Origin of the sequence: Mesorhizobium sp. M8A.F.Ca.ET.057.01.1.1 (genome assembly GCF_003952565.1) — a bacterium.
Lineage (GTDB): Bacteria > Pseudomonadota > Alphaproteobacteria > Rhizobiales > Rhizobiaceae > Mesorhizobium.
Window position 1 is genome coordinate 4,670,428 of the sequence record NZ_CP034454.1, and the last position, 26,150, is coordinate 4,696,577.

Consider the following 26,150-nt stretch of genomic DNA (forward strand, 5'->3'; position numbering starts at 1 on the left):
CCGCCGGCGGACCGGCGGTTTCGCATTCGAGGGGGAGCCGCCTTACTTGATCTTCGGCAGCTGCTCCCACTGGTGGAAGGGCGGCGGCGAAGGCAGCTGCCATTCAAGCGTCGTAGCACCCTCGCCCCACGGATTGGCGCCGGCCACCCGCTTCTTCTGGAAGGCTTCGAACACGCAGTAGAGGAAGATCAGGACGCCGACGGCCGAGATGTAAGAGCCGATGGACGACACATAGTTCCAGCCCGCAAAGGCATCGGGATAGTCGATGGTGCGGCGCGGCATGCCGGCGAGGCCGAGGAAATGCTGCGGGAAGAAGATCAGGTTGACGCCGACGAAGGTGACCCAGAAGTGGGTGTTGGCGATGACGGGGGAGTACATGTAGCCGGTCATCTTCGGGAACCAGTAGTACCAGCCGGCGAAGATGGCGAACACCGCGCCCAGCGACAGCACGTAGTGGAAGTGGGCAATGACGAAATAGGTGTCATGCAGCGACCGGTCGAGGCCGGCATTGGCCAGCTGGACACCGGTGACGCCGCCAATGGTGAACAGGAAGATGAAGCCCAGCGCCCACAGCATCGGCGTCTTGAACGAGATCGACCCGCCCCACATCGTTGCGATCCAGGAGAAGATCTTCACGCCCGTCGGCACCGCGATGACCATGGTGGCGAAGACGAAATAGCGCTGCGTGTCGAGCGACAGGCCAGTCGTGTACATGTGGTGCGCCCAGACGATGAAGCCAACGGCGCCGATCGCGACCATGGCGTAAGCCATGCCGAGATAACCGAACACCGGCTTCCTCGAAAAGGTCGAGACGATATGGCTGATGATGCCGAATCCCGGCAGGATCAGGATGTAGACTTCCGGATGGCCGAAGAACCAGAACAGGTGCTGGAACAGCAGCGGATCGCCGCCGCCATCGGGAGCGAAGAAGGTGGTGCCGAAATTGCGGTCGGTAAGCAGCATGGTGATGCCGCCGGCCAGAACCGGCAAGGACAGAAGCAACAGGAACGCAGTGATCAGCACTGACCAGGCAAACAGCGGCATCTTGTGCAGCGTCATACCAGGGGCGCGCATGTTGAAGATCGTGGTGATGAAGTTGATGGCACCGAGGATCGAGGAGGCGCCGGCGATGTGGATCGACAGGATCGCCAGATCCATGGCCGGACCGGGCTGACCCGAGGTCGAGAGGGGTGGGTAGAGCGTCCAGCCGCCGCCGACGCCGTAGGCGCCCGGCGCACTCGGCACGAACATCGAGGTGAGCAGCAGGATGAAGGCCGGCGGCAGCAGCCAGAACGAGATGTTGTTCATGCGCGGGAACGCCATGTCCGGCGCACCAATCATGATCGGCACCATCCAGTTGGCAAAACCGCCGATCAGCGCCGGCATGACCATGAAGAAGATCATGATCAGGGCGTGCGCGGTGGCGAAGGCATTGTACATGCTCTTGCCGCCGTCGACCGCGGCGTCACCGTTCATGCCGTAGACCATCTGCGCCAGGCCGCTGAAGATCTGGATGCCAGGCTCCTGCAGCTCCATACGGATGGCGACCGACAGCGCGCCGCCGATGATACCGGCCATGATCGCGAAGATCAGGTAGAGCGTACCGATGTCCTTGTGGTTGGTCGAATAAACCCACCGCACCCAGCCATGATACGGCTTGTGGTCGTGCCCGTCGTGAGCTGCAGCGTCTGCCATGTTCCGCTCCGTTCCCTAAATCTTGCTAAACCGCGGCATCAATTGCCGGCGGCCGCTACCTTGTTCTGGCCATCGACCTCGGCCATGAGCGTCTTGTTGGCGCCCGGCAGATCGGTCTTGGCTGCCGCCAGCCAGGTCTTGAACTGCGCATCCGAGACAACACGGATGGCGATCGGCATGAAGGCATGGTCCTTGCCGCAGAGCTGCGAGCACTGACCATAATACAGGCCTTCCTTCTCCGCCTTGAACCAGGTCTCGTTGGTACGGCCTGGAATGGCGTCGATCTTGATGCCGAAGGACGGCATGGCGAAGGAGTGGATCACATCTGTAGCGGTGACGAGCACGCGGGTCATGGTGTTGACCGGTACCACCAGCTCGTTGTCGACGGCGAGCAGGCGCGGATAGACCTTGCGGTCTTCCTTGCCGGCCTTGGCGCGGTCGCCGTCCTGGAGGATCGCGGAGTTGAAGGCGAGCGTGTTGTCGGTTTGGTATTCGTAATCCCAGTTCCACTGGTTGCCGGTCGCCTTGACTGTCAGCTTGGCTTCTTCAGGCGGCGTATATTGCGCGGTCAAGAGCTGGAACGAGGGAATGGCGAGGCAAAGAAGGATGACCACCGGACCGACGGTCCAGATCACCTCGATCAGCGTGTTGTGGCTGGTCTTGGAGGGAACCGGGTTGGCGCTCGCGCGAAACCTCACGATGCAGTAGGCGAGGAGAAGGAGAACCAGGATGGTGATCGGAACGATGAACCACATCGTGTAGTTTCCGAACCACTCGATCTGCCGCATCATGTCGGTCGCCGGCGCCTGGAAGGTGGTCTCCCACTCCACGGGCTGATCGGCATGGGCGGATGTGCCGGCAAAAACCGTGGCAGCGGCACAAGCACTCAGAAACTTGGCACTTGCTAGAAACCTGGCGCCAGCTAGGAAATTTCTCATCGCCCTCTTCGTCTCCCAGTTCCTCGCGGCGGTGCCAACGAGAATAACGAACAATGCCGGGACGGGAATCCCGACAGTCTCAAGGTGGTTCAAACCATACTCTTTTTCCCTCCGCAAGAAAGGAGCGGTCGAAACCGTGCGGCATTTTTGCGCGCAAGCTGACACGGCTCTTCGGAGGCAATGGCGATGGTGGCGAATCGCGTATGTTCGGCGGGCTGTCCACCCTATGTTGGCGGCACCCGCAAAGCGTCGTAATTCAGGCGAATTTGACAGGGAAAAGCGCCGTATTGCCTATTTCGGGACAGTCCGGCCGCGGTCTCGTCCTTTACTTGGCATTGGCGCAGCTTAAAGTGCCGTGATTCGCAATGGAGCCGTCATGAACTCTTGGCTTTCGAGACTGAGGCATACGCGACTGAGACTTTCGAGACCCCTGGCAAACGCCATGTTTCTCGCCGTCCTGTCCGCGGCCGGTCTGTTCGTCGCCGGGCAGGCCAATGCGGCCCAGCCGAGCGGCACGGTCAAGTCGACACATGGCGCATGGTCGATCATCTGCGACACACCGGCCGGCGCCACCTCGGAACAATGCGTAATGATGCAGAACGTCGTCGCCGAGGACCGTCCGGAGATGGGGCTTTCGGTCGTCGTGCTGCGCACCGCCGACAACAAGGCCGAGATCCTGCGCGTGCTGGCGCCGCTCGGCGTGCTGTTGCCGAACGGCCTCGGTCTCAACGTCGACGGCAAGGACATCGGCCGCGCCTATTTCGTGCGCTGCTTCCAGGACGGATGTTATGCCGAGGTCATTCTCGAAAAGCCGCTGCTCGACACGCTGAAGACCGGCACGTCGGCAACGTTCATCGTCTTCCAGACGCCTGAGGAAGGCATCGGCATCCCGGTCGACCTCAAGGGTTTCGCCGAAGGCTTCGCCGCCCTGCCCTGATCGCGGCTCCGCGCTGAGCCAGAACTGGACGCGGCTTTTGCCGACGGACGCATGCCTTGCATCGAGCGGACGATGTCATTCGTCGGCGCTGATCTTCATTGCCGATTGTGCGGGCGCGGCTTCACGCCTACATCGGGGGAAAGCAATCATCCCACGGACGGACGCGCCATGAACAGCCTGATCGGCCAATTCGACATTTCAGACGACCGCATCAAGCAGATCGTCGCCGACACCATCAAGGGCGCCGACGACGGCGAGCTTTTCCTCGAATACAGCGAAAGTGAAGCGCTGATGTTCGACAACGGCAGGCTAAAGACCGCCAATTTCAACACCGACCAGGGCTTTGGCCTGCGTGCGGTCGCCGGCGAAGCCAGCGGCTACGCTCATTCAAGCGACCTGTCCGAGGCGTCGCTGCTACGCGCGGCCGATGCCGTGTCGACCGTCAAGGGCGGGTATTCCGGCACGCTTGCCGCGGCCCCCGCCCGCACCAACCGCCACCTCTACGGCGACGAGAACCCGATCCCCTCGCCTTCCTTCGAGGCCAAGGGGAAGCTGCTCCAGGAAATCGACGCCTGGCTGCGCGCCGAGGATCCACGCGTGCGCCAGGTAACGGCCTCGATCGCCGCATCCTGGCAGCATATCGAGATCGTGCGCGCCGACGGCCAGGTGGTGCGCGATATCAGGCCGCTGGTCCGCGTCAACGTCTCGGTCGTCGTTGGCGATGGCGACCGCCAGGAGAGCGGCTCCTATGGCATGGGCGGGCGCAAGGCGTTCGGCGACTTCCTGGTCGAGGACAGCTGGAAGCACGCCGCCAGGGAGGCGCTCAGGCAGGCGCTGGTCAACCTCGAGGCGATCCCGGCCCCGGCCGGCACTTTCGACATCGTGCTGTCCAGCGGCTGGCCGGGCGTGATGCTGCACGAAGCCGTCGGGCACGGGCTGGAAGGCGACTTCAATCGCAAGAAGACGTCGGCCTTCGCCGGCCTGATGGGGCAGCAGGTGGCCGCCAAGGGCGTCACCGTCGTCGACGACGGCACCATCGCCGAGCGGCGCGGGTCGCTCACGGTCGACGATGAAGGCACGCCTTCGGCCCGCAACGTTTTGATCGAGGACGGCAAACTGGTCGGCTACATGCAGGACCGGCAGAACGCGCGGCTGATGGGAATGAAAGCCACTGGCAATGGCCGGCGCGAAGGCTATGCGCACCAACCGATGCCACGCATGACCAACACCTACATGACCTCGGGCGACATGGAGCCGGACGAGATCATCGCCTCGGTCAAGAACGGCATCTATGCCGTCTCCTTCGGCGGCGGCCAGGTCGACATCACGTCTGGCAAATTCGTGTTCGGCTGCACCGAAGCCTACATGATCGAGAACGGCAAGGTGACGCAGCCGATCAAGGGCGCCATGCTGATCGGCAATGGGCCTGACGCCATGCACCGCGTCTCGATGGTCGGCAACGACATGAAGCTCGACAATGGCATCGGCATGTGCGGCAAGGCCGGCCAGGGCGTGCCGGTCGGCGTCGGCCAACCGCATCTCAGGATGAACCAGATGACGGTCGGTGGCACCCGGGTTTGAGGCTCGGTGCCGTTCCGCGTGGAAGAGATCGGCGAAGCGCTGACGCATTGCGACCCGCTCGTGGCGATAGAACTTCGACGAACAGATGGAGCGGGCGGCGACACAAATGGTGCCTGCCTTCGTCGAGCGTATTCTCCCAGCGACAGGCTGATGCCGGCGTCTGAATCCCGGCCGCGACCTTGAAGCGAACACAATCCACGTTAAGACATTATTAGGTCTTTGACTGCTCGGGCTGCCTTTTGCGCACGAACGCAGCACCAGTTCCTCGTTGCGGTGGTGGTTTTGGCAATGCGGCCCGTCCTGACTTCGTCTTTCCTGCTTGGCTTCGTTTCGTTGATTGGCGCGACAGCGCTGCAAGCCAGTCCGGCGGCAGCACAGTCGACGTGGTTCAAGGCGAAATCGACGCAATCTTCTGCCGCCGCCGTGGGTGGAAGCACCAGCGTCCCCTACGGTTGGATCGATTTCTGTCATCGCCGACCCAAAGAGTGCAAGGTGCCCGCCCTGCCGGCCGCGAATGTCAAGCTGACAGCGCGGAACCTCCGCATCCTCAAGCGGATAAATCAGAAGGCCAACAGCGCCATCAAACCCGTCAGCAATTTCGATCACTGGGGCACGATGGCGGACCATTGGGATTACCCGGTTGACGGCAAGGGCGATTGCAAGATCTACGCACTCTACAAACGCAAGCTCCTTCAGGAGGCTGGATTTCCCCGGCAGGCGCTGCTGATGACGGTCGTGCGCGACCTCAAGAATGAAGGCCACACCATCCTGACGGTGAAAACCGACAAAGGCGATCTCATCCTCGACAATATGGTCGACGAAATCAGGCCCTGGAACGCGACCGGCTACTACTTTCTGAAACGGCAGTCGCAGCAGAATCCGAATGTCTGGCAGTCGGTCAACCAGCGAGGCGGCACGCCGAAAACCTGACGGATGCCGCCAAGCTCGTAGTTTGAGCGGCCGCAGCGATCGCCTTTGACGGGCTGACGCGCCACAAACCAGAGGTCCCCTGTCTCGCAAGGTCACGGGCAAGAATGTGCGCCTCGCGAACGGCAAGGGTGACTCCCGGCCAAAGGGCAGCCTACTGGTTGCAGGCCGGTTCGCCCTGCTTTCCGCAAGACGGCTTTTTCTTGAGCTGCTGTTGCGGCTGCTCCTGCGGGAGACGCCGCTCTTGCATCTGCTGTCTCGGCTGCGCCCGGAATTCCGGCTTCGGCTCCGATCTCTGCGGCCGGAGCACCTGCTCGTTAGGCCTTTCCTGTCCCAATTGACGCTGCGCATTCTCGTTCGGCGTCATCTTGAGGTTGCGCTGGACGTTAACCTCCGGGCCGACGGCCCCCTGTTCGCTGTTCTGCAGCCGGCGCAACGTCCTGCCCCTGTCGTTCCTGCTGGCGGAGCCCTGATTCTCATCGGAGGACGCGGCCGGATTGTTCCTCCTGAACCGTTTCTGCACGCCCGGTCCGTTGTCGGTTGACTCACCGTTGACGGTCGGCAGTCTGCGGAGCTTCCCGCTCTTGTCGTTTCCGCTGGCCGGGCCTTGACCCTGGTTGGAGAACACCTCCGGATTGTTCTTCCTGAGCCGCTCCTGCACGCCAGGCCGATTTTCGGCACCGTTGAGGGTCGGCAGCTTGCGCAACTTCCTGCCCTTGTCCTTTCCGCTCGCCAGGCCCTGATCGTTCGGTTCGGCAGTGGACTGGCCGGCGGACAAATCCCTGCGCGTCAGCTTTTTCGGTTTGCCGGTGTTCTGGTCGGAGAAGGCGTTCGGATTGTTTTTCCTGAACCTCTCCTCGGCACTCAGTCCGTTCTCAGCCGGAGCACCGTTGACGGTCGGCAGCTTGCGGAACTTCTTGCCCTTCCGCCGAGCTGTGCCCTGCTCTCCGGTAACAGCTGCACCGGCATTTCCAGTCGCCTCTTGGTTGCCGCCTACGATGCCTTGCTTGCCAAGCTGCTTCCTGGACTTGTTGCTGGGCAAATTCTCGTCGTTCAGCGCCGGCTTACCGTTGATGAGCGGCAGCTTTCTACCGTTGGCTCCTGGCAGGGCGTGATCAGTTTCAAGCTTACCGGTCGACAAGTTCTTCGACAGCGCAGTCGAGGCATCAGGTTGCTGGCCCTGTATCACACGTTGGCCAGGCTTCGCCGGCAAGCCGCCCTGTTGCCGATTGGACGGGGCCTGACCGGACATGGCCGCTCTCTTTTTCAGCAGCGGCGGCAGTGCGACCCTGGCCGCCAGTGCAGCCGAGCCGGCCCCAACCGTGCCTCCGGCCGTGTTCTGGCCTGTCGTGAGGCCACCCCGAGCATTGTGATTGATGGTCTCGTTTTTGATCGTCGTGTTGATGTTGTTGATGACGGTCGTGTTGTGGATGTTGTTGAAGATGATGTCGTTCGGCGGCGGCACGATGTGACGCGGCGGGTTGATGAAGACAGGTATCGGCACGAATACCGGTGTCGGCAGGACGAAGACGTCAACCGGCGGCGGAGGTGCTTCCAACACGATAAAATCCGGCGGCGGCGGCGGCAGGAAGATCACCGCTATCGGCGGTGGCGGCTCGAAGTCGAAATCGGGATCGTCGAAATAGAGCACCGGCCTGTCGACGTAGACGATTTCCTCCTCCGGCGGCGGCGGCAGATCATAGTCATAGACGGTGAACTCCTCCGGGGGCTCCAGGGCAGCGTCGAAATGTTCGAGCCGCCGGCGCGCATCCCAGGCATGTGGACCATGCCGATAGCGTCGCAGATAAGACCAATAGGCTTCCGGGGTGTCCTGCAGCCAGGTCTCGCGCCACGTGATCGCCTCGCGCCGCGCGGCGATGATGGCGCGCACGCGCTTGGCCATCGGATCGTGTGGATAAGTGGCGAGGAAATCCTCGTAGCCGCGCATCGTGTCGCGGTCGAGAGCCGCGACATAGGCGTCATGAGCGTTGAAATCGCTGATCGCCCTGGTCCGATTGGACCGGGATTCGGGCTCCGAGACCTTGGGCGCGGGCGCATCCGCAGCACGGTCGAAGAAGACGAAAGGCGTGACGATTTTCGAGGCGTTCCACGGCACTTCCGCACCTTGCGTCACCTCGTTGACACGCAGTCGTGTGCGGTCGAACACGTCGTCAAGCGACAATCCGCCTTGGCGTATCATCTCGGCCAGCGCCTGGGCATAGGCGCCGTAGGGGCCTTTGCCTTCGGGCGCGACCGTTCCGGGAGCGGCGTTGAAGGCAATCAGCATGTTCGGATCGGGATCGACCAACGCAAGGCCGCCGGCCAGCGGCTCTTTCCACTTCGGGAAGGGATTTGGCCGCGCCGCATCAAGCACGACGATGTTGACCTTCGTCGGCAATCCGGCCAGCGATTTGGTGACATCGGAGAGCCGCATCGCCTGAAGCGGCACGTCGGCTGGACTGGCAATCTGGGCATCGATCGGCAAGTAGTAATTCTCGCCTTCGAACTGCACGCCGTGGCCGGCGAGATAGACGAAGACAATCGCGTCGGGACCGGCGGCGGTGACCTTGCCGAGGAAATCGCGCAGTGCGCCACGCAGCGATTCCTGATCGACATCGCGCGCCCCGACCACATCGAACCCGGCCGCCTGCAAGGTCTGCGCGATCAGGCCCGCATCATTGGCGGCGGTCGCGAGCTCGCCGGACTGATACGCGCCATTGCCGATGACGAACGCCAAGCGCTTTTCACCTTGCGCGAGAGCCCCGGTCGAGGAGCTGACCGCGAAAAAGATAAGAACGATGATGAGGCCGGTGAATTTCTGCAGGGTCTGCATGTCCGTTATCGCCATCGGTTCATATTAGTAACGACGAATGGGCCGAAATGTTTCCCAAAGATGCGAAATTAGGAACCCGCACAAAGGCGGCTTTAGGGCATAATTTGGTCGAAAGAACAAAGGCTTCAGAAATTTCCTGCGAACCGGCGGTCGAGAACTATCGCCGCCTCTTCGGCTTTTCCAGCACGGCGACCGCTTCGACGTGAGGGGACCACAGGAACTGGTCGATCGGCGTCACGCTTTTCACGCTGTAGCCGCCATCGATCAGGATGCGCAGGTCGCGAGCCAGCGTTACCGGATTGCAGGACACCGCTGCAACGAAAGGGACATCCGAGCGGGCGATCTGCTTCGACTGATCTTCGGCGCCGGCGCGCGGCGGATCGAAGACAAGGCCGTCGAAGGCGTTCAACTCCTTGAAGGTCAGTGGCCGGCGAAACAGATCGCGGCGTTCGCCCGTCACCCGCTTGATGCCGGTCGCGAAGCGGGAACCGCGGTCGAGCGCCGAAAGTGCGGCCGCATCCCCTTCGACCGCAAGCACCTCCGACTTCGCGGCCAACCGCAAGGCGAAGCTGCCACAACCGGCAAAAAGGTCGGCGACCTTTTTCGCACGCTTGAGATGTCCGCCGACGATCTCGGCCATGGTCCGTTCGGCTGCCTCGGTCGCCTGCAGGAAGGCGCCCGGCGGCACGGCGACCGCGACGCTGCCGAACATGACGACGGGCTTCCTTGGCTCGATGACGATCTCGTCATCGATGGACAGTCTGGCAAAGCCTTGCGCAATGACAAAATTGGCAGCGATACGGCGCTGGTGTTCGCCAAGCTTGCCGGAGTCGTGCGCCGCGACGTCGAGGCCCGAACCCGTCACGGTGACCGCCATCCGGAACGATTTGGTGGTGGCACATATCAATTCGGCCAACGCCTTCAACGGGCCGAGCGCGGCGACGATCTCCGGCAGCGAGATCGGACATTCGGATATCGAGATGATTTCCGGCGACAGATGGCGATTGAAACCGAGCAACATGCCTGTTTCGGTGCGCCGGGCGGCAAGCACGACACGGCGGCGCGACCGCGGCGCGCAGGCGACCAGTTCGCCAATCCCGCAATCGATGCCCTTCAATGCGTGCACCACCTTTTCGCGCTTCCACTGGCGATAGGCTTCGGCCTCGAAATGCTGAAGGGCACAGCCGCCGCATTCGGTGAAATGGCGGCAGGCGGGTTCAACGCGCAGCGGCGAGACCTCCAGCACCGCCATCAGCGTGGCGCGATCCCTTTCGCGGGCGGCGGTGACGGTCTCGCCCGGCAGCGTGAAGGGAATGAACAGATCGCCGCTTTCGGTTTCGGCGATGCCGTCGCCCTGCGATCCGAGCTTTCGTATTGTGAAGCGTGCGCTCATCGGTCCTTGACCCCACCGAGCAGGAATTCGCGATTGCCGTCGCTACCTTCGATCGGCGACAGATGCAGGCCGAGCGAGCGCCAGCCGGGAACGGCTTCCAGCCAATCCTGCAGCAGGCCTGCGACACGGGCGGCATCGAAGGGGTCCTTCAACAGACCGCCCTTGCCGATCGCCTCGCGACCCGCCTCGAATTGCGGTTTGACCAGAAAGACCGCGCCGGCGCCGGGCCTCGCAAGAGCAAGCGCCGGCGGCAGCGCAAGTTTCAGCGAGATGAAACTGACGTCGGAAACGATGAAATCCGGACTACGGCCGGCAAGATCGGCGGCGGTGAGATCGCGTGCGTTCAGGCCTTCGATCACGGTTACGCGCGGATCACCGCCGACATCAGGATGCATCTGGCCGTGGCCGACATCGATGGCCGTGACATGGGACGCGCCGCGTTCGAGCAACACCTGGGTGAACCCGCCTGTCGAGGCGCCGATGTCGAGGGCTTCGCGGCCGGCGGGGTCGAGCCCGAAATGGTCTAGCCCGCCGATCAGTTTGAGCGCCGCGCGCGAAACATAGCCTTGCGCCGGATCGTCGATGACAACGAGGCATTGCGGCGAAACGTTCTGGCCGGGCTTGCGGGCAATCGCGCCGTCAACCGTCACTGTGCCGCGCTCGACCGCGTCGCGGGCGCGCGAACGGCTGGCAAACAGCCCACGCTGGACGAGCAGGTCGTCGAGCCGCTGGCGTGTGCTGGCTGGCAGAGGCGAATTCATCGGCCTTCTCTGGCGAAAGCCCGCGGTGAAGGCAAGGACATTACACGGAACAGGGTGACGTCGTGCGTGAACGGCTGGAGCAGCGAGCCAAGCCGCGGCTTGCGCGCATCGCGTCGGGTCCGGCAAAATGGCCGTCGGGGAAAGCCTCCATCGTCGGAACCCGGGGAGAACGAATGCTGACGGGAACCTGCCACTGCGGCGCGACCCACTGGACCCTGGAGGGCGATCCCGGCGCGGTGACGGCCTGCAACTGCACGCTTTGCCGCCGCTATGGCGCGCTCTGGGCTTATGGCTATGTTGACGAGCGCATTCGCGTTTCGGGGCCGACGGCCAGCTATACCCGCGCCGGAAAGGACACGCCGTCGCTTGTTATCCTGTTCTGCCCGACCTGCGCCTGTGTGCTGGCCTGGCGCGGCTTGCGCGTCAGCGATTCTGGCCGAATACGAATCGCCGTCAATGTGCGGCTGGCGCCGCCCGATGCCGTTGCCGACTTGCCGATCGACCATTTCGATGGCCTCGACTCTTTCGACGATTTGCCACGCGATGGTCGCTGCGTGCGCGATATGTGGTTTTAGAAGATGGTTCGCGGAACCTGGCGCTCGATAGCCGGAGACAGACCATCGTTCCGGTTGCCCGACGCCTGTTCACGTGGATGCTCGGTCGTAACAGCGGGCTGAGGTGCGGCGTCAGGCACGACCACAAGCTGCGGCATCTGCTTGTAGGAAAAGCCGCCGCGGATACCGCCCATCTTGCCGGCGACAATCCCTATCGCCGCCTTTTCAAGGTTGCGGTCGTAGGGCGTTTCGGCGGCAGCCGGTACGACCATCACGGCCAAGAGGGCCGCGCCGCACAGAAGCGTCTTCATTTTGTTGTCTCCCTGCCTGGCTGCTGTCTAGCAGGGCGCCGTTGAAAAACGGCCAAGGGACACGGTAAGCGAAACACCAAACGGCAGCGTTAACAACGCGTTATGAAATCAAGCCGGCAAACTGATTCAGACTGTTCAGGTTTTGATTCAGGCGCGCTGGGCGCGGACCGTGTGGCCGAGGGCGGTGAAAACGGTGCGCACGATCCCGGCGGCGTCGAGACCGGCGTCGGCATACATCTTTTCCGGCTTGGCGTGATCGGCGAACACGTCTGGCAGAACCAGCGGGCGTACCTTCAGGCCGCTCTCCAGCAATCCTTCTTGGGCAAGGAACTGCAGCACATGGCTGGCGAAGCCACCAATGGCGCCCTCCTCCACGGTCACGAGAACCTCGTGCGAGCGAGCCAGCCTCCGGATCAGATCCTGGTCGAGCGGCTTGGCGAAGCGGGCATCGGCAACCGTGGTGGAAAGCCCGGCCGCGCCGAGTTCCTCGGCGGCGGCAAGGCAATCCTGCAGCCTTGTGCCGAAGGACAGCAGGGCGACCTTGCTGCCTTCCCGGACAATGCGGCCCTTGCCGATGTCGAGAACCGAGCCGCGCTCCGGCATGTCGACGCCGACGCCGTTGCCGCGCGGATAGCGGAAGGCGATCGGCCCGTCGTCATAGCTGGCGGCGGTGCGCACCATGTGGCGCAGTTCCGCCTCATCGGCCGCCGCCATCACCACAAAGCCCGGCAGGCTTGCCAGGAAGGTGGTGTCGAAAGCGCCACAATGGGTGGCGCCGTCGGCGCCGACAAAGCCGGCGCGATCGATGGGGAAACGCACGGGCAGTTTCTGGATCGCGACGTCATGGACGACCTGATCGTAGGCGCGCTGCAGGAAAGTCGAATAGATCGCCGCGAACGGCTTGTAGCCCTCCGTTGCCAGCCCGGCAGCGAAGGTCACCGCATGCTGCTCGGCGATGCCGACATCGAAGGTTCTTGACGGGAACACCTCGCCGAACAGGTCAAGGCCGGTGCCGCTCGGCATTGCGGCGGTGACGGCGACGATGCGGTCGTCCTCGCGGCCCTCCTGGATCAGGCTTTCGGCGAACACCTTGGTGTAGGCCGGCGCATTGGCCGGCGCCTTGGCCTGCGCGCCGGTGATGACGTCGAATTTGTTGACGCCGTGATACTTGTCCGCGGCGGCTTCCGCCGGTGCGTAGCCCTTGCCCTTCTGGGTGACGACATGGATCAGCACCGGACCCTTGCCGTTGTCGCGGACATTTTTCAGGACCGGAATCAGATGTTCCAGATTGTGACCGTCGATGGGGCCGATGTGATAGAAGCCGAGTTCCTCGAACAAAGTACCGCCGGTGACGTAGCCGCGCGCATGCTCGACCGCCCGCGTGATGGCGCGATCAGCCCGCTTGCCGAGATAGGAGGTCAGCTTCTTGCCGAAGTCGCGCAGGCCGACATAGGTCTTGCCAGAAGCCAGTCGCGCCAGATAGGCGCTCATGGCGCCGGTCGGCGGCGCGATCGACATGTCGTTGTCATTGAGGATGACGATCAGCCGCGCATCGAGCGCGCCGGCATTGTTCATCGCCTCATAAGCCATGCCGGCCGACATTGCGCCGTCGCCGATGACGGAAATGACATTGTTGCGGCCGCCTGAGAGGTCGCGGGCGGCGGCCATGCCCAAGCCGGCCGATATCGACGTCGAGGAATGGGCGGCGCCGAACGGGTCGTATTCGCTCTCGGCCCGGCGGGTGAAGCCCGACAAGCCGCCTTCCTGGCGCAAGGTGCGGATGCGGTCCCGGCGTCCGGTCAAGATCTTGTGCGGATAGGCCTGGTGGCCGACATCCCAGATCAGCCGGTCATCGGGTGTGTTGAAAACATAGTGCAACGCCACTGTCAGTTCGACCACGCCCAGGCCGGCGCCAAGATGGCCGCCGGTGCGGGACACGGCATCGACCAGTTCGGCGCGCAGCTCGGATGCCAATTGCGGCAATTCGCTCTCGGCCAGCGTGCGCAGGTCGGCCGGGATGCGAATCCTGTCGAGGAGCGGCGTATGCGGCGTTGCGTTCACGTTGGGCCCAGACTTTCTGTTCATCGGCGGGATAGGCCGCCGGCCGGCGAAAGTAAATGCGTGTCGGTGACGCGGACGGTCAGCCTCTCGATCCGCTCAGCCTTCCGGCAGCGGAATGAATTCCTTCTCGTCGCCAGGAACGATATCGAAGCGGCCGGTCTTCCATTCCTGCTTGGCCTGCTCGATGCGCTCCTTGGACGAGGAGACGAAATTCCACCAGATGTAGCGCTTCGAACCGAGCGAGGCGCCGCCGAACAGCATGAAATGCGCCCCGGTCGGCGATGATATGACGATCTCGTCGCCGGGGCGGAACACCAGCAGCCGTTCCGCCGGAAAGACGTCGCCCGAAATCGAGACCTCGCCCTCCAGCGTGTAGATGGCGCGCTCTTCCGCATCGGCCGGGATTTTGACACTGGCGCCGGGCGCCAGCCGCAAATCAGCGTAGAGCGTTTCGGAATCCGCCCGCACCGGAGACCGCAATCCCTGGAAATCACCGATGACGACGCGCCCGCTGACGCCTTCGGCATCGATTTCCGGAAGCCGAAGCGCCGCTGTGTTCTCAAAGACGGGCGCAACCTCTTCCTTGCCGTCGGGCAATGCCAGCCAAGTCTGCAGGCCGGAGATGGACATCGGCGCGCCGCGCAATTCCTGCGGCGTGCGCTCGGAGTGGACGATGCCGCGGCCTGCGGTCATCAGGTTCACGTCGCCGGGCTCGATGACCATTTCGGTGCCGAGCGAATCGCGGTGCCTGATCTTGCCGTCGAACAGATAGGTCACGGTCGACAGGCCGATATGCGGATGCGGACGGACATCGAGCGCCTCGCCGGCGCGCAGGATCGCCGGACCCATGCGGTCGAAAAAGATGAACGGCCCGACCAGCCTTCTCTTGGCGGTCGGCAAGGCGCGGCGCACCTCGAAGCCGCCAATATCCTTGGCGTTGGGGATGACCATCAGTTCGATCTGGTCGCTGGCGAAGGCATCGCCGGCCTCAGGGTCTTTCCCCGGGAAGAAGCTCATGAACTCTCCTGGTCAGCGCTCGGTGGCTGCCTCAGCCGCATCAGGCAAAGCGGATCGCGGCCTTTCCTCTTAGTTTGGCCGCCACCTCTTGGCGATTGCGCGGATGTTGGTGGGTCTCGAGGGAATCAAGCAATTCGCGGGCGGATGCCGCAATGGCTTCGACCGCATGATCGAACGCATGCTGGTTCTGTTTCGACGGTCGCGTCGTTCCACTCAGCTTGCGGACAAACTGGAGTGCCGCGTCGCGGACTTCGTCGTTGGTTGCCGGCGGATCAAAATTGAACAGGGTCTTGATGTTTCTGCACATCGTTTCCAAACCTCCTCTTGTCCGTTTCAATCGGGACGAACTGTATCCTCAATCATGATCGTGTCCAAAAATCGGTAAGACTGCGAGGGGCCTTAGTCCGCGTCGAGCGGCTCGGTTCCAACCGGCTTGCCATCGCGCGACAGCCTGATCTTCTCGACCTTGTCCTCGGCTGCCTTCAGCAAGCGGTCGCAATGCGCCTTCAGCGCCTCGCCACGCTCGTAGATCCGGATCGACTGGTCGAGAGGCACGTCGCCACGCTCCAGATCATCGACGATCTTCTCCAACGCGTCGAGTGCCTGTTCGAAGCTCATCGCCTTGACGTCTTCGTTGATCTCACCGCTCATCATTCATCCTTTCATCAGTCGCCCTACATGGGCGGCGACCGAAAATGCCAATCCCTGCAGATCGTAGCCACCCTCGAGCAGGCTGACGAGCCGGTTGCCGCTGTGGCGTGTGGCGCGCTGCATCAGTTGGCCGGTCGCCCAGTCGAAATCGTCCTCGGTCAGATTGATTTCCGCCAGCGGGTCGCGGTGGTGCGCGTCGAAGCCGGCCGAAATGATGATCAGGTCGGGGGCGAAATTGTCGAGCGATGGCAGCACGCGCGACAGGAACGCATCGCGAAACACCTCGCTGCCGGTCCGTGGCGCCAGCGGCGCGTTGACGATGTTGCCGGCACCGGTCTCGTTCTTCGCGCCCGTGCCTGGATACAGCGGCATCTGGTGCGTCGAGCAATAGAGCACCGACGGATCATCCCAGAAAATATCCTGCGTGCCGTTGCCGTGATGCACGTCCCAGTCGACGACGGCGACACGCTCGGCGCCGTGCCTCTTCTGCGCATAGCGGGCAGCGATCGCCGCCGTGTTGAAGAAGCAGAAGCCCATGGCGGTGGTCTTTTCTGCGTGGTGGCCAGGCGGACGGGCGGCGACGAAGACATTGTCGGCGCGGCCTGCAAAGACGTCGTCGACGGCGGCATTGGCGGCGCCGATCGCCGTGATCGCGGCCTGCCAGCTCTTCGGGCTGGCGGTGGTGTCGGCGTCGATGTGGGCAATGCCTTCGTCGGGGATGGCGGCGCGGACACGCGCGACGAAATCGGCGGGATGCGCGTAGAGGATCGTCGCCTCGTCGCCTTGCGATGCCTCGACGCGGTCGAGCGCGGCAAAAGCTTCGTCGTCGAGCACGCGCTCGATGGCGCGCAGGCGGTCGGGCCGCTCGGGGTGACCCGGCGGGGTGATGTGTTCGAGAAAGATGGGGTGCGTGTAGAGACGGGTAGCCATCTCCCCTATCTAGTGCCCCGGCGCCGTAATGGCCATGCGTTGCGGCTTGATCGCTGGGGAAAATCACGCCTGCGTCCATTGGCGTCGCTGCGGGGATTGGCGGCGCCGGGGCTTCGGCGTAAGGTTGGAGCCACTGCCTGGTGCCTGCCGGTCTGTTTGTTTTAGCGGCATTCTGCGACGCCAAGTGATTTCACTTGGCAGCAAATGCTCCGGCGGGAGAATCGGGAACACGGTTAAATTCCGTGGCGTGCCCAACGCTGTAAGGGGGACCGCGCCGGTAAATGCCACTGTCGATGACGGGAAGGCACCGGACGCGGGTTGATCCCGAGCCAGAAGACCGGCCTGGCAGGCATCGTCATCCGCATGGTCAGGCGGATGACATCAGAGCGACGTGCGTCCTCTTGGACGCACAAAGTACGCTCTGAGAATTTGAACTGCTGCAATCGCAAGGGGACAAGCGATGCCGGAAGCCACGACCGCTCCAATGGGCGATGGATTTGATCAGATAGCGCGTGACGCGGTTTATCGCGCCATGTTCACGCGGCGCGACGTCCGCAGCCATTTTACATCGGAGGCGATCGACGATGCAGTGCTGGCGCGGCTGCTGCTTGCCGCCCACCACGCGCCATCGGTCGGCTTCATGCAACCCTGGAACTTCATCGTCATCCGCGATGCCAAGCGACGGACGGAGGTGCGCGACCTGTTCCTTGCCGCGCGTGAGCAGGAACTGCCGACAATCGAGGCAGACCGGCAGGCGCTCTACCGCAAGCTCAAGCTTGAAGGCATCTGTGAAAGCGCGCTCAACATCTGCATCACCTGCGACCGCGAGCGCTCGAAAGGCTCGCCACTGGGACGCTGGCACAACCCGGAAATGGATCTCTACAGCACGGTCTGCGCGGTGCAGAATTTCTGGCTGGCCGCGCGCATCGAGGGTGTTGGCGTCGGCTGGGTCAGCATCATCGAGGCGCAAGCGCTGAAAAGCCTGCTGTCTGTCCCCGACCACGTGACGCCGGTCGCCTATCTCTGCGTCGGCCGTGTCTCGGAGTTCGCGCCGAAACCCGACCTCGAAACACATGGCTGGGGCCGACGCCTGCCGCTGCCCGACCTGATCATGAGCGAGACGTTTTGCGGCCAGGGTGAGGCACCGCTCAAATCGGCGGTGGCGCGCCTCGACACCGTCGCAGGTGCGCCCGCCAGCCCCGCCGATCAGAGCGTCGCGCCGGCCGTGCCCCAGCGCGAGCCGCCGAAGGTGGACAGCGCCTTGTCCTTGAGTTCCCGGAACTTCGATGAGGCTTCGGCCAGCCGGGTGTCCCAGGCCGGATCAGGCACCTGGCCCTCGATGGTCCTGAAATAGACCTGCATCAGGCAGGCAATGGCGAATGGCTCGATGAAGGCTGCCTTGAAAGCCCAGGCAAAGACGATGGCGAGCACGAAAGCCCAGCCGGCGAGTTGCCCGGGCATGACGTAAAGAATGGCGGCTGCCGGAGCCAGCATCAGCAGGAAAATCACGAAAGACACGCCCCACATGATGACCGCCAGCCAGACGGCGTTCTTGACCATGGTCTTGCCGTTCTGGGCGTAGAGCACCACGCCTTGGCGCGCCGTCTCGAACGGCGAGGACGAATTGATGCGGATGTTGTAGCCGAGAATGATCTCGTCGACATAGGTCAGCGATAGCCGGATCACCGTGTTGAGGAACGAGACCAGGCCGCTCAGGCCTGGGATGGGCAGGAAGGCCGCGATGCCACCCAGCAGGCCGGTGATGGCGCGGATGGCGCCCTTGACCAGCTGGTCGACGACGAAAAGGATGTTCGCCTCGGCAAAGCGCTCGGTCACAACCTCTTTCGCGTAGGCGATCTGGTTCTGGCCGTCGGGAACGTCATGTCCGTCGATCAGATGCACCATGACGGCGATATGGCCGGCCTTGACGACGTAGAGGATGTATTCGCGCAGCCAGTAGACAGCGATCGAGACGACGCCGAAACCGACCACGCCGCCCCAAAGGGCAAAGGACAACGGTCCGTCGGGATCGGTGGAGATATGGCCGACGCCGTAGCCGACCGAGGCACCGGTGCCGGTGGCCATGATGTAGGCCAGCGTGATGCCGAAATAGACGATCATGCGAAAGACAATGAAAGGCCAGGTCCGCATCATGATGGACACCGACCTGCCGATATCGAAATCCCACATGCCCGATTCTCCCCTCAGAGATGGCTGGGGAGGATGCGCCCAAACCGGCTATTGTCAATTGCAGGCGGTGGCGGAAGCGCCACGGCGGCTCAGTTTGGCCGCGCTTCCGGTTTCTCGAGCAGGCCTTCGAGCAGTTGCTTGAATGCGGCCACCACCTTCCTCGACGTCGCTTCGGGATCGTTCGAGTTGGCGATCCGCTGTGCGGCCTGACTGCTCGCACCGTTGATCAATCGCGCCGCCGTTTCGGGATCGACGCCCGGCACCACCACCCCCTCCTGCTGCAGCGCGGTCAGATGATCGGTCATTGAACCGACGCAAGCATTGGCATTCGACCATTGCGCCGGGTCTCCCAGCACGGCCGGACCGTCCCGGAACATGATGCGCTGGATTTCCGGCTCCAGCGCCATTTCGATGTAGGTCGTGCATTCGTCGACGAAATGCTGCCAGCGGGTCGGCGCCCTCGACGCGACCTCATTCACCCGGGCGGCCATTTCCGCGTCGATTTCGGCGATAACCGCCTGCAGCAGTCCCTTCTTGTCGCCGAAATGATGATAGAGGGCGCCCCGCGTCAGCCCGGCCGATGCGGTGAAATCGTCCATCGACGCTTCGGCGTAGCCAATGGTGCCGAAAGCCTGGCGGGCCGCCGCGATCAGCTTGGCTCGCGTCTCGGCAATCATCTCCTTGCGGGGTCTGTGCATGGTTCTGGACCTATCTACATACGTCTCGTATGCCAAATGACATACGCAACGTATGAACTATCTGACATTCATACGCATCGTATGTAATTGTCGCATCATCCTTTGTCGAGGAACCAGCCATGCAAAATCCCTATTCGGAAATCTTTCGAGCCCCCGGAACCAAAGGCTTTGCGGCCGCCGGCTTCCTGGCGCGCCTGCCGATCGCCATGGCACCGATCGGCATCGTCGCGATGCTGTCTCAGACGCGTGGCGAATACTGGCTGGCCGGCGCGGTCTCGGCGACTTTCGCGCTGGGCAACGCTTTCGTGGCGCCGCAAATATCAAGGCTGGTGGACCGTCTGGGCCAGACACGCATCGTGGTCCCCACCACCATCATCACCGTGATTGCCTTCGCGGTTCTCATCGCGGCAGCCAATCAGGATTGGCCGGTCTGGACGCTGTTCGTCTCGGCACTGGCGGCCGCAGCCATGCCCAGCATGCCGGCAATGGTGCGCGCCCGCTGGACCGAGATTTTCCGAGGACGGCCGCAGATGAACACCGCTTTCGCCTTCGAATCGGCTGCGGACGAGCTGGTCTATATCGCCGGCGCGTCGCTGTCGGTGGGGCTCAGTGCGGGTCTCTTTCCCGAAGCCGGCGTGCTGGTCAGCACCGTGCTCCTCGCCATCGGTTCGACGGCCTTCATCCTGCAGCGCTCGACCGAACCGCAGGTGCGGCCGGTGGACCGTGCCACGAGCGGCTCGGCAATAAGGCTGCGGCCGGTGCAGATCATCACCCTTGCCCTGATTTTCATCGGCGCGACCTTCGCGACGACGGAGGTGAGCACCGTGGCCATCACTGGGGAATTCGGCCAGCCGGGCGCCGCCAGCCTTGTCATCGGCGTCTATGCGCTAGGATCGTTCGTGCTCGGCATCATCGTCGGCGCCCTCAACCTGCAAGCACCGCTGCAACGCCAATTGGCAATCGCCGTCGCCCTGGTCGCGCTTGGCACGCTTTTGCCGCTCACCGCCGGTTCGGTGCCGCTGCTGGCGCTGACCGTGTTCATCAGCGGCGTGGCGATCTCGCCGACCTTCATCACCGCCTTCGGCCTGATCGAACGGCACGTGCCGGAAGCGATGCTGACCGAAGGCATCACCTGGGTGATGACCGGCATCGGCATCGGCATGGCGCTCGGTTCCTTCGCCGCCGGCGCGGTGGTGGATGCGTTCGGCGCCCAGAACGGGTTCTGGGTTTCGGTTGCATCAGGCGTTATCGCACTGGTCACGGTGCTGCTCGGCCAGCGCAGCCTCGCCACCCACGAATGCGAGCTGGAAGGATGCGAGGCGGCAATCCCTGCCGAATGACCGCCAGGGTTTGTTGAGCTCAGATAATCTCGGTCTTGGCGATGTGGATGCCAAAGCCTTCCAGACCGACATAGTGGCGCTCGCGCGAAGCGATCAGGTTGATCGAGGAAATGCCGAGATCCTTGAGAATCTGGGCGCCGAGCCCAATCTCGCGCCATTCGCTCTCACGTCGGCGCGCCTCTTCATGGTCCTCGCGGTCACCCGACACCGGCCGATTGCGCTCCTGGTGGGCGACGCCGACCGAGCCCTCTCTGAGATAGACGATGACGCCGCGCTTGCGCTCGCCCATCGTCTTCATGATGCCGTCGAGCCGGTGGCTGGTGCCGAACACATCGGTCACCACATCCTCCGAATGCAGCCGCACCGGTACGTCCTCGCCGTCGCGAATGTCGCCGAAGACGATGGCGACGTGATGCATCGTGTCCCAGGGCAGCGTGTAGGTGAAGACCTGCGCCTTGCCACCCAGCGTCTCGATGTCGGAGCAGGCGACGCGCTCGACCAGCGTTTCCTTGCGTTGCCGGTAAGCGATCAGGTCGGCGACCGAAACCTGCTTCAGGCCGTGTTCCTCGGCGAAAGCCTGCACCTGTGGGCCGCGCTTGACGGTGCCGTCATCATTGACCAGTTCGGAAATGACGCCGATCGGCGGCAGGCCAGCGAGCCTGCACAAATCCACGGCCGCCTCGGTATGGCCCGAGCGCATCAAGACGCCGCCTTCGCGCGCGATGAGCGGGAAAATGTGGCCGGGGCGGACGAAATCGGAGGCGCCGACATTGCCGTTGGCAAGATTGCGCACGGTCAGCGTGCGGTCGTCGGCCGAAATGCCTGTCGTCGTGCCGTGCTTGAAGTCGACGCTGACGGTGAAGGCGGTGGTGTGGGCCGAATCATTGTCGGCGACCATCGGCGCGAGGTTCAGCCGCTTGGCTTCCTCGCGCGGCATCGGCGTGCAGACGATGCCCGACGTGTTGCGCACGATGAAGGCCATCTTCTCCGGCGTGCAGTGGACGGCGGCGACGATCAGGTCGCCCTCATTCTCACGCCCGTCATCGTCCATGACGACGACGATCTCGCCGCGTTCGAAAGCCCGAATGGCTTCAACGATCTTCTTCTGGTCGTAAGGCATGGAAATGCTCGCTTCGCTCGCAGGGAAATAAGGGAGTAGGGCAGTAAGGGAGTAGGGAAAAGCAAAAAGATTTGGCTGACCGGGCTAGGAGCGCAACATATTTCCTTACTCCCCTACTCCCTCCCTATCTGTCCTCGGTGCCGCAGATAGTGGTCGGCAATGGCGCAGGCTACCATGGCTTCGCCGATCGGCACGGCACGGATGCCGACGCAAGGGTCGTGGCGACCCTTGGTCATCACTTCGACATCCCTGCCGTCCTTGTCGATCGACTTTCGCGGCGTCAGGATCGACGAGGTCGGCTTGACGGCGAAGCGCGCGACGATCGCCTGGCCCGTAGAAATGCCGCCGAGGATGCCGCCGGCATTGTTGGAGAGGAAGACCGGCTTGCCGTCATTGCCCATGCGCATCTCGTCGGCATTCTGTTCACCGGTGATGCGGGCGGCCTCGAAACCATTGCCGATCTCGACGCCCTTGACGGCGTTGATCGACATCAGGCCGGAGGCAATGTCCTGGTCGAGCTTGGCGTAGATCGGCGCGCCGAGGCCGGGAGGCACACCGTCGGCGACGATCTCGATCACCGCGCCGACCGAGGAGCCGGCCTTGCGGATGCCGTCGAGGTACTGCGTGAAGACGGGCACGGAAGCCGGATCCGGGGTGAAGAACGGGTTCTCGGCATCGCCGATGAAATTCCAGTTCCAGTTGGCGCGATCGATCGACTTTTCGCCCATCGACACCAACGCACCGCGCACCACCATGCCCGGCACCACCTTGCGGGCGAGCGCGCCGGCGGCGACCCTGGCCGCCGTCTCGCGCGCCGAGGAGCGGCCGCCGCCGCGATAGTCGCGTATGCCGTATTTGACTTCGTAGGTGTAGTCGGCATGGCCCGGCCGGAACTGGCGGGCGATCTCGCCATAGTCCTTCGAGCGCTGGTCGACATTCTCGATCAGCATCGACACCGGCGTGCCGGTGGTGATCATCGTCGTGCCGTCCTCGTCGAGGACGAAGCCCGAGAGGATCTTCACTTCGTCCGGTTCGCGGCGCTGCGTGACGAAGCGCGACTGGCCCGGCCGGCGCTTGTCGAGCTCGGCCTGGATTTCATCGCGCGTGAAACGGATACCCGGCGGACAGCCGTCGACCACGCAGCCGAGCGCCGCGCCATGGCTCTCGCCCCAGGTGGTGACGCGGAAAAGATGGCCAAACGTGTTGTGAGACATGGAAATGCGCCCTGCCCGGCATCAAAACCGGCTGAAGCCAGCCTTCTATTGGCGTTTTCCACAGTGGTCAAACTGTCATCCCCGCCGTTTAAGTTTTGACACATTCGGCTGGTTTCTGCTTTCTTCCATTCGCCGTTGAGGACCCGCCGCCACCCAGGCCGGCGCAATGACCAAAGAGGACGATAATGCGTACCCTGATTGGCGCTGTTGCCGCCACGCTGTTGCTTTCCACCGCCGCCTTTGCCGGCCAGACCGAAGGCCTGATCAAGAAGGTCGACAAGGATGCGCTGACCCTGACGCTGGACGACGGCAAATCCTACAAGCTGAATGCCGAGACCGATCTCGACGCGCTGAAGCCGGGCATGGACATCGTCATCGCCTATGATGTGACCGATGGCGAAAACGTCGTCACGGACATGCAGTTGCCGGGAGACGGCGACACGAACTAGCAATAGATCCTAAAGCCATTCCAGGCTCCTGCCTTCAAGTTTGAGCACGCGATCCTGCGGTATCTCCAGGTTCGCGGCCTGGTCCTCGGGCATATCAAGCACGAAGCGAAACAGGGTGCGCATGACGCCGCCGTGAGTCACGCAGATCGTCCGGCTTCGAAGCCCATCGAACCATGGCTTCACCCGCTCGAGCAGCATCTGGTAGCTCTCCGCCCCTTCGCCCGGCGGCTGAAAATTCCATTTGTCGCGAGCACGCGTCATGCTTGCCCCGGGAGACCGCGTCTCGAGCTCGGCAAAGGTAAAACTCTGCCAATCGCCGAAATTGACTTCAACGAGCCTGACATCGGTTCGGTAGGCGAGCGGATCGAGCTTCATCGCGGCGCGGATCCGCTCCATCGTTTCGCGCGTGCGTCTCATCGGACTGGCGACGAAGTCGAACTCATGGGAATCACCGACGAGTTCGGCCAGCCGATGCCCGTTTCCGGTCGCCTGCTCGCGACCGAGAGCATTGAGATCGGTGTCGGCCTGGCCCTGAAGCCGGAACTCGGCGTTCCACGCGGTCTGGCCGTGGCGCACGATATAAACCAGCGGGTACATCAGCTCTTCCGGAGATCGGGCCAGGGCCTGGACGCAGGACAGGCGGAGAGAACTAGTCCTTGACCGTGGAAATATCCGGCGCGTCGACCGCCTTCATGCCGACGACGTGATAGCCGGAATCGACATGGTGCACCTCGCCGGTGACGCCACGCGATAGATCGGACAGGAAATAGACGCCGGAATCGCCGACTTCTTCCTGCGTCACGGTCTGTTTCAGCGGCGAATTGTATTCGTTCCACTTTAGGATGTAGCGGAAATCGCCGATGCCGGAGGCGGCAAGCGTCTTGATCGGGCCGGCGGAAATCGCGTTGACGCGGATCTTCTTGGCGCCAAGATCAACGGCGAGGTAACGCACGCTGGCCTCGAGTGCCGCCTTGGCGACGCCCATGACGTTATAGTGCGGCATCACCTTTTCGGCGCCGTAATAGGTCAGCGTCAGCAGCGAACCGCCCTCGGTCATCAGCGCTTCGGCGCGCTTGGCGATGGTGGTGAAGGAATAGACCGAAATGTCCATGGTGCGCAGGAAATTGTCCCGCGTCGTCTCGACATAGCGGCCGGTCAGTTCGTCCTTGTCGGAAAAAGCGATGGCGTGGACGAGGAAGTCGAGCTTGCCCCAATGCTTGGCGACGCTGGCGAAAACCTCGTCCAAACTCGCGGGATCGGTGACGTCGCAATGGCCGGCGACAAAGGCGCCCAGCTCCGCCGCCAGTGGCTCGACTCGTTTCTTGAAGGCTTCGCCCTGATAGGTCAGTGCGATCTCTGCGCCGTGATCGACGCAGGCCTTGGCAATGCCATAGGCGATCGACCTGTTGTTGGCGACGCCAAGAATAAGGCCGCGCTTGCCGGCCATTAGGCCCTGTCCACCCGCCATGTCAGCGCTCTCCGCAAGGTTTCTGCTTTGTGGAGTGCCTATCGCACAGGCACACAGCCCCTTCAAGCGTTCAAACCGGACAGTTCGGGGGACAAAAGCTCTCGATCAGCCTTTTTGGCCGCGCAACAGCGATTCGAGCGCGCTGTCGCCACCTTCCGGCAGCATGATGCGCACGTGCGCGTAGAGATCGCCATGGCCGCCGGCTTTCTCGGGCAAGCCCCTGCCCTTGAGCCGCAGGACCTTGTCCGAGCTCGACCAGGCGGGAACATTGACCGCGAGTCTGCCGGTCGGCGTCTCGACCGGCACCTTGGCGCCCAGCACCGCGTCCGCCAGCGTCACCGGCAGGTCGGCATGAAGGTCGCGGCCCTCGATGCGGTAGCGCGGATGGCGACGGATGTGAATCTTGACCAGTGCGTCGCCGGGCTGGCCCGGCCCCTGCTCACCCTGGCCTTTCAAACGGATGGTTTGGCCATCCTCGACATAGGCCGGCAGCTTGACCGCCACCTTGCGACCGTCCGGGAACATCGCCGTCACCTTTTCGGCGTTCGCGGCTTCCTCGATGGTAACGTCGAGCGTGACGTTCAAATCGGCCGATGCCGCCGGCTGGCGCCGGTCGCCAGCGCCTGGCCCGCGCGCGCCAGAAAAGGCATCGCCGAAAATCTGGCTGAAGATGTCGCTGTTGCCGTCGAACGGATCGCCCCCCGGACGGCCCGAGCGGAACTCGAATCGCGAGCCGCCAGCGCCCTGTTGCTGGCGGCGAAACCCGGCAAAGGGATCGCCGCCGCCGGCCGCGCCTTCAAAACCCTGGAACCGCGGCTTGCCGTCGGCGTCGATCTCGCCACGATCGAAAGCCGCACGGTTCTTCTCGTCGCCGATGACCTCATAGGCTTGATTGGCCGCGGCAAAACGGTCCTTCGCCTTGGGATCATTCGGATTCTGGTCCGGATGATGCTTTTTGGCGAGTTTCCGGTACGCCGATTTTATGTCCTTGGCCGATGCGTTCTTTGCAACGCCCAGGACCTCATAGGGGTCGCGCATGCTTCCTGCCCTGGAATGAGTCCATACTTGCCCCCTATATGCGC

General features: G+C 63.1%; 24 protein-coding genes, 1 pseudogene and 1 riboswitch. Of the genes and pseudogenes, 7 read left to right on the top strand and 18 right to left on the bottom strand.

Going from position 1 to position 26,150, the window contains the following annotated elements:
* Positions 1 to 42: 42 nt before the first annotated feature.
* Positions 43 to 1,695 carry a cytochrome c oxidase subunit I gene (gene ctaD, locus EJ077_RS22315; RefSeq protein ID WP_208696302.1) on the bottom strand — a complete coding sequence of 551 codons (1,653 nt, stop codon included), beginning with the start codon at positions 1,693 to 1,695 and terminating at the stop codon, positions 43 to 45.
* A 38-nt stretch (positions 1,696 to 1,733) separates the two neighbouring features.
* Positions 1,734 to 2,750: a cytochrome c oxidase subunit II gene (gene coxB, locus EJ077_RS22320; RefSeq protein WP_208696304.1), complete on the bottom strand. Its 1,017-nt coding sequence runs from the start codon at positions 2,748 to 2,750 to the stop codon at positions 1,734 to 1,736.
* A 259-nt stretch (positions 2,751 to 3,009) separates the two neighbouring features.
* On the opposite strand from coxB, the gene EJ077_RS22325 reads away from it, so the two are divergent.
* From EJ077_RS22325 to EJ077_RS22335, 3 genes are all read left to right on the top strand, one after another.
* Positions 3,010 to 3,570: an invasion associated locus B family protein gene (locus EJ077_RS22325; protein WP_208696306.1), complete on the top strand. Its 561-nt coding sequence runs from the start codon at positions 3,010 to 3,012 to the stop codon at positions 3,568 to 3,570.
* Positions 3,571 to 3,738: 168 nt separating this feature from the next.
* On the top strand, positions 3,739 to 5,151 hold the full coding sequence (tldD, locus tag EJ077_RS22330) for a metalloprotease TldD (protein ID WP_208696308.1): 1,413 nt from the start codon (positions 3,739 to 3,741) through the stop codon (positions 5,149 to 5,151).
* 288 nt (positions 5,152 to 5,439) lie between these two features.
* Entirely contained in the window at positions 5,440 to 6,081 is a 642-nt protein-coding gene (locus EJ077_RS22335; protein ID WP_208696310.1) for a transglutaminase-like cysteine peptidase, read from the top strand.
* Between the two features lie 151 nt (positions 6,082 to 6,232).
* Here the strand turns inward: EJ077_RS22335 and EJ077_RS22340 are convergent, their stop codons facing one another.
* The 3 genes from EJ077_RS22340 to EJ077_RS22350 all read right to left on the bottom strand — a co-directional run bounded on the left by EJ077_RS22340 (position 6,233) and on the right by EJ077_RS22350 (position 11,065).
* The gene (locus EJ077_RS22340; RefSeq protein WP_208696312.1) at positions 6,233 to 8,911 is read right to left on the bottom strand and encodes a caspase family protein; all 2,679 of its coding nucleotides are present in this window, start codon (positions 8,909 to 8,911) and stop codon (positions 6,233 to 6,235) included.
* 157 nt (positions 8,912 to 9,068) lie between these two features.
* Complete coding sequence (locus tag EJ077_RS22345) at positions 9,069 to 10,304, bottom strand: class I SAM-dependent RNA methyltransferase (protein ID WP_208696314.1); 1,236 nt, start codon at positions 10,302 to 10,304, stop codon at positions 9,069 to 9,071.
* Positions 10,301 to 11,065, bottom strand: a complete 765-nt coding sequence (locus EJ077_RS22350) for a TlyA family RNA methyltransferase (protein WP_208696316.1) — start codon at positions 11,063 to 11,065, stop codon at positions 10,301 to 10,303. The genes EJ077_RS22345 and EJ077_RS22350 overlap by 4 nt, the downstream gene beginning before the upstream one ends.
* A gap of 173 nt (positions 11,066 to 11,238) precedes the next feature.
* Between EJ077_RS22350 and EJ077_RS22355 the strand changes: the two genes are divergently transcribed.
* Positions 11,239 to 11,640 carry a GFA family protein gene (locus EJ077_RS22355; RefSeq protein ID WP_208696318.1) on the top strand — a complete coding sequence of 134 codons (402 nt, stop codon included), beginning with the start codon at positions 11,239 to 11,241 and terminating at the stop codon, positions 11,638 to 11,640.
* On the opposite strand, the gene EJ077_RS22360 is transcribed toward EJ077_RS22355, so the two are convergent.
* The 6 genes from EJ077_RS22360 to EJ077_RS22385 all read right to left on the bottom strand — a co-directional run bounded on the left by EJ077_RS22360 (position 11,637) and on the right by EJ077_RS22385 (position 16,589).
* Positions 11,637 to 11,930: a hypothetical protein gene (locus EJ077_RS22360; RefSeq protein ID WP_208696320.1), complete on the bottom strand. Its 294-nt coding sequence runs from the start codon at positions 11,928 to 11,930 to the stop codon at positions 11,637 to 11,639. The genes EJ077_RS22355 and EJ077_RS22360 overlap by 4 nt on opposite strands.
* Before the next feature lie 147 nt (positions 11,931 to 12,077).
* Positions 12,078 to 14,015 (bottom strand): 1-deoxy-D-xylulose-5-phosphate synthase, encoded by a 1,938-nt coding sequence (gene dxs / locus EJ077_RS22365; RefSeq protein ID WP_189521884.1) that lies wholly within the window; start codon positions 14,013 to 14,015, stop codon positions 12,078 to 12,080.
* 72 nt (positions 14,016 to 14,087) lie between these two features.
* Positions 14,088 to 15,008 (bottom strand): pirin family protein, encoded by a 921-nt coding sequence (locus tag EJ077_RS22370; protein ID WP_208696322.1) that lies wholly within the window; start codon positions 15,006 to 15,008, stop codon positions 14,088 to 14,090.
* 40 nt (positions 15,009 to 15,048) lie between these two features.
* Complete coding sequence (locus EJ077_RS22375) at positions 15,049 to 15,315, bottom strand: DUF2277 domain-containing protein (RefSeq protein WP_208696323.1); 267 nt, start codon at positions 15,313 to 15,315, stop codon at positions 15,049 to 15,051.
* A 92-nt stretch (positions 15,316 to 15,407) separates the two neighbouring features.
* Positions 15,408 to 15,659 (bottom strand): exodeoxyribonuclease VII small subunit, encoded by a 252-nt coding sequence (locus tag EJ077_RS22380; protein WP_127280686.1) that lies wholly within the window; start codon positions 15,657 to 15,659, stop codon positions 15,408 to 15,410.
* A 3-nt stretch (positions 15,660 to 15,662) separates the two neighbouring features.
* The gene (locus tag EJ077_RS22385) at positions 15,663 to 16,589 is read right to left on the bottom strand and encodes a histone deacetylase family protein (RefSeq protein ID WP_208696324.1); all 927 of its coding nucleotides are present in this window, start codon (positions 16,587 to 16,589) and stop codon (positions 15,663 to 15,665) included.
* 178 nt (positions 16,590 to 16,767) lie between these two features.
* Positions 16,768 to 16,950: riboswitch (cobalamin riboswitch) on the top strand.
* Positions 16,951 to 17,121: 171 nt separating this feature from the next.
* On the opposite strand from EJ077_RS22385, the pseudogene bluB reads away from it, so the two are divergent.
* Positions 17,122 to 17,628 (top strand): annotated as a pseudogene (gene bluB, locus EJ077_RS32300) (5,6-dimethylbenzimidazole synthase); the annotation flags it as partial.
* A 167-nt stretch (positions 17,629 to 17,795) separates the two neighbouring features.
* Here the strand turns inward: bluB and EJ077_RS22395 are convergent.
* Together EJ077_RS22395 and EJ077_RS22400 are read right to left on the bottom strand one after the other, a co-directional pair.
* Positions 17,796 to 18,779, bottom strand: a complete 984-nt coding sequence (locus EJ077_RS22395) for a hypothetical protein (RefSeq protein ID WP_245458508.1) — start codon at positions 18,777 to 18,779, stop codon at positions 17,796 to 17,798.
* Between the two features lie 89 nt (positions 18,780 to 18,868).
* Complete coding sequence (locus EJ077_RS22400; RefSeq protein ID WP_208696326.1) at positions 18,869 to 19,477, bottom strand: TetR/AcrR family transcriptional regulator; 609 nt, start codon at positions 19,475 to 19,477, stop codon at positions 18,869 to 18,871.
* A 119-nt stretch (positions 19,478 to 19,596) separates the two neighbouring features.
* Between EJ077_RS22400 and EJ077_RS22405 the strand changes: the two genes are divergently transcribed.
* Positions 19,597 to 20,817 (top strand): MFS transporter, encoded by a 1,221-nt coding sequence (locus tag EJ077_RS22405; protein ID WP_208696327.1) that lies wholly within the window; start codon positions 19,597 to 19,599, stop codon positions 20,815 to 20,817.
* Between the two features lie 19 nt (positions 20,818 to 20,836).
* Here the strand turns inward: EJ077_RS22405 and ribB are convergent, their stop codons facing one another.
* Positions 20,837 to 21,937, bottom strand: a complete 1,101-nt coding sequence (gene ribB, locus EJ077_RS22410; protein ID WP_208696328.1) for a 3,4-dihydroxy-2-butanone-4-phosphate synthase — start codon at positions 21,935 to 21,937, stop codon at positions 20,837 to 20,839.
* A gap of 113 nt (positions 21,938 to 22,050) precedes the next feature.
* Positions 22,051 to 23,151 (bottom strand): chorismate synthase, encoded by a 1,101-nt coding sequence (gene aroC / locus EJ077_RS22415; RefSeq protein WP_208696330.1) that lies wholly within the window; start codon positions 23,149 to 23,151, stop codon positions 22,051 to 22,053.
* Positions 23,152 to 23,336: 185 nt separating this feature from the next.
* Between aroC and EJ077_RS22420 the strand changes: the two genes are divergently transcribed.
* The gene (locus tag EJ077_RS22420; protein ID WP_127279983.1) at positions 23,337 to 23,600 is read left to right on the top strand and encodes a DUF1344 domain-containing protein; all 264 of its coding nucleotides are present in this window, start codon (positions 23,337 to 23,339) and stop codon (positions 23,598 to 23,600) included.
* Positions 23,601 to 23,609: 9 nt separating this feature from the next.
* On the opposite strand, the gene EJ077_RS22425 is transcribed toward EJ077_RS22420, so the two are convergent.
* The 3 genes from EJ077_RS22425 to EJ077_RS22435 all read right to left on the bottom strand — a co-directional run bounded on the left by EJ077_RS22425 (position 23,610) and on the right by EJ077_RS22435 (position 26,106).
* Positions 23,610 to 24,197 carry a histidine phosphatase family protein gene (locus EJ077_RS22425; protein ID WP_208696332.1) on the bottom strand — a complete coding sequence of 196 codons (588 nt, stop codon included), beginning with the start codon at positions 24,195 to 24,197 and terminating at the stop codon, positions 23,610 to 23,612.
* A gap of 52 nt (positions 24,198 to 24,249) precedes the next feature.
* Positions 24,250 to 25,068, bottom strand: coding sequence for an enoyl-ACP reductase FabI (gene fabI, locus EJ077_RS22430; RefSeq protein WP_208696334.1), 819 nt, complete (start codon positions 25,066 to 25,068; stop codon positions 24,250 to 24,252).
* Between the two features lie 105 nt (positions 25,069 to 25,173).
* Positions 25,174 to 26,106, bottom strand: a complete 933-nt coding sequence (locus EJ077_RS22435; RefSeq protein WP_208696337.1) for a DnaJ C-terminal domain-containing protein — start codon at positions 26,104 to 26,106, stop codon at positions 25,174 to 25,176.
* Positions 26,107 to 26,150 lie beyond the last annotated feature (44 nt).

Bases quoted from the DNA above. Each gene is read 5' to 3' on its own strand.
- ribB (WP_208696328.1), bottom strand. From the start codon at position 21,937: ATGCCTTACGACCAGAAGAAGATCGTTGAAGCCATTCGGGCTTTCGAA.
- EJ077_RS22350 (WP_208696316.1), bottom strand. From the start codon at position 11,065: ATGAATTCGCCTCTGCCAGCCAGCACACGCCAGCGGCTCGACGACCTG.
- EJ077_RS22425 (WP_208696332.1), bottom strand. From the start codon at position 24,197: ATGTACCCGCTGGTTTATATCGTGCGCCACGGCCAGACCGCGTGGAAC.
- EJ077_RS22380 (WP_127280686.1), bottom strand. From the start codon at position 15,659: ATGAGCGGTGAGATCAACGAAGACGTCAAGGCGATGAGCTTCGAACAG.
- EJ077_RS22405 (WP_208696327.1), top strand. From the start codon at position 19,597: ATGCAAAATCCCTATTCGGAAATCTTTCGAGCCCCCGGAACCAAAGGC.
- EJ077_RS22400 (WP_208696326.1), bottom strand. From the start codon at position 19,477: ATGCACAGACCCCGCAAGGAGATGATTGCCGAGACGCGAGCCAAGCTG.
- EJ077_RS22355 (WP_208696318.1), top strand. From the start codon at position 11,239: ATGCTGACGGGAACCTGCCACTGCGGCGCGACCCACTGGACCCTGGAG.
- EJ077_RS22420 (WP_127279983.1), top strand. From the start codon at position 23,337: ATGCGTACCCTGATTGGCGCTGTTGCCGCCACGCTGTTGCTTTCCACC.
- EJ077_RS22375 (WP_208696323.1), bottom strand. From the start codon at position 15,315: ATGTGCAGAAACATCAAGACCCTGTTCAATTTTGATCCGCCGGCAACC.
- EJ077_RS22435 (WP_208696337.1), bottom strand. From the start codon at position 26,106: ATGCGCGACCCCTATGAGGTCCTGGGCGTTGCAAAGAACGCATCGGCC.
- EJ077_RS22325 (WP_208696306.1), top strand. From the start codon at position 3,010: ATGAACTCTTGGCTTTCGAGACTGAGGCATACGCGACTGAGACTTTCG.
- EJ077_RS22395 (WP_245458508.1), bottom strand. From the start codon at position 18,779: ATGTGGGATTTCGATATCGGCAGGTCGGTGTCCATCATGATGCGGACC.
- EJ077_RS22335 (WP_208696310.1), top strand. From the start codon at position 5,440: ATGCGGCCCGTCCTGACTTCGTCTTTCCTGCTTGGCTTCGTTTCGTTG.
- EJ077_RS22345 (WP_208696314.1), bottom strand. From the start codon at position 10,304: ATGAGCGCACGCTTCACAATACGAAAGCTCGGATCGCAGGGCGACGGC.
- ctaD (WP_208696302.1), bottom strand. From the start codon at position 1,695: ATGGCAGACGCTGCAGCTCACGACGGGCACGACCACAAGCCGTATCAT.
- EJ077_RS22370 (WP_208696322.1), bottom strand. From the start codon at position 15,008: ATGAGCTTCTTCCCGGGGAAAGACCCTGAGGCCGGCGATGCCTTCGCC.
- tldD (WP_208696308.1), top strand. From the start codon at position 3,739: ATGAACAGCCTGATCGGCCAATTCGACATTTCAGACGACCGCATCAAG.
- fabI (WP_208696334.1), bottom strand. From the start codon at position 25,068: ATGGCGGGTGGACAGGGCCTAATGGCCGGCAAGCGCGGCCTTATTCTT.
- dxs (WP_189521884.1), bottom strand. From the start codon at position 14,015: ATGAACAGAAAGTCTGGGCCCAACGTGAACGCAACGCCGCATACGCCG.
- EJ077_RS22340 (WP_208696312.1), bottom strand. From the start codon at position 8,911: ATGCAGACCCTGCAGAAATTCACCGGCCTCATCATCGTTCTTATCTTT.
- aroC (WP_208696330.1), bottom strand. From the start codon at position 23,151: ATGTCTCACAACACGTTTGGCCATCTTTTCCGCGTCACCACCTGGGGC.
- EJ077_RS22385 (WP_208696324.1), bottom strand. From the start codon at position 16,589: ATGGCTACCCGTCTCTACACGCACCCCATCTTTCTCGAACACATCACC.
- EJ077_RS22360 (WP_208696320.1), bottom strand. From the start codon at position 11,930: ATGAAGACGCTTCTGTGCGGCGCGGCCCTCTTGGCCGTGATGGTCGTA.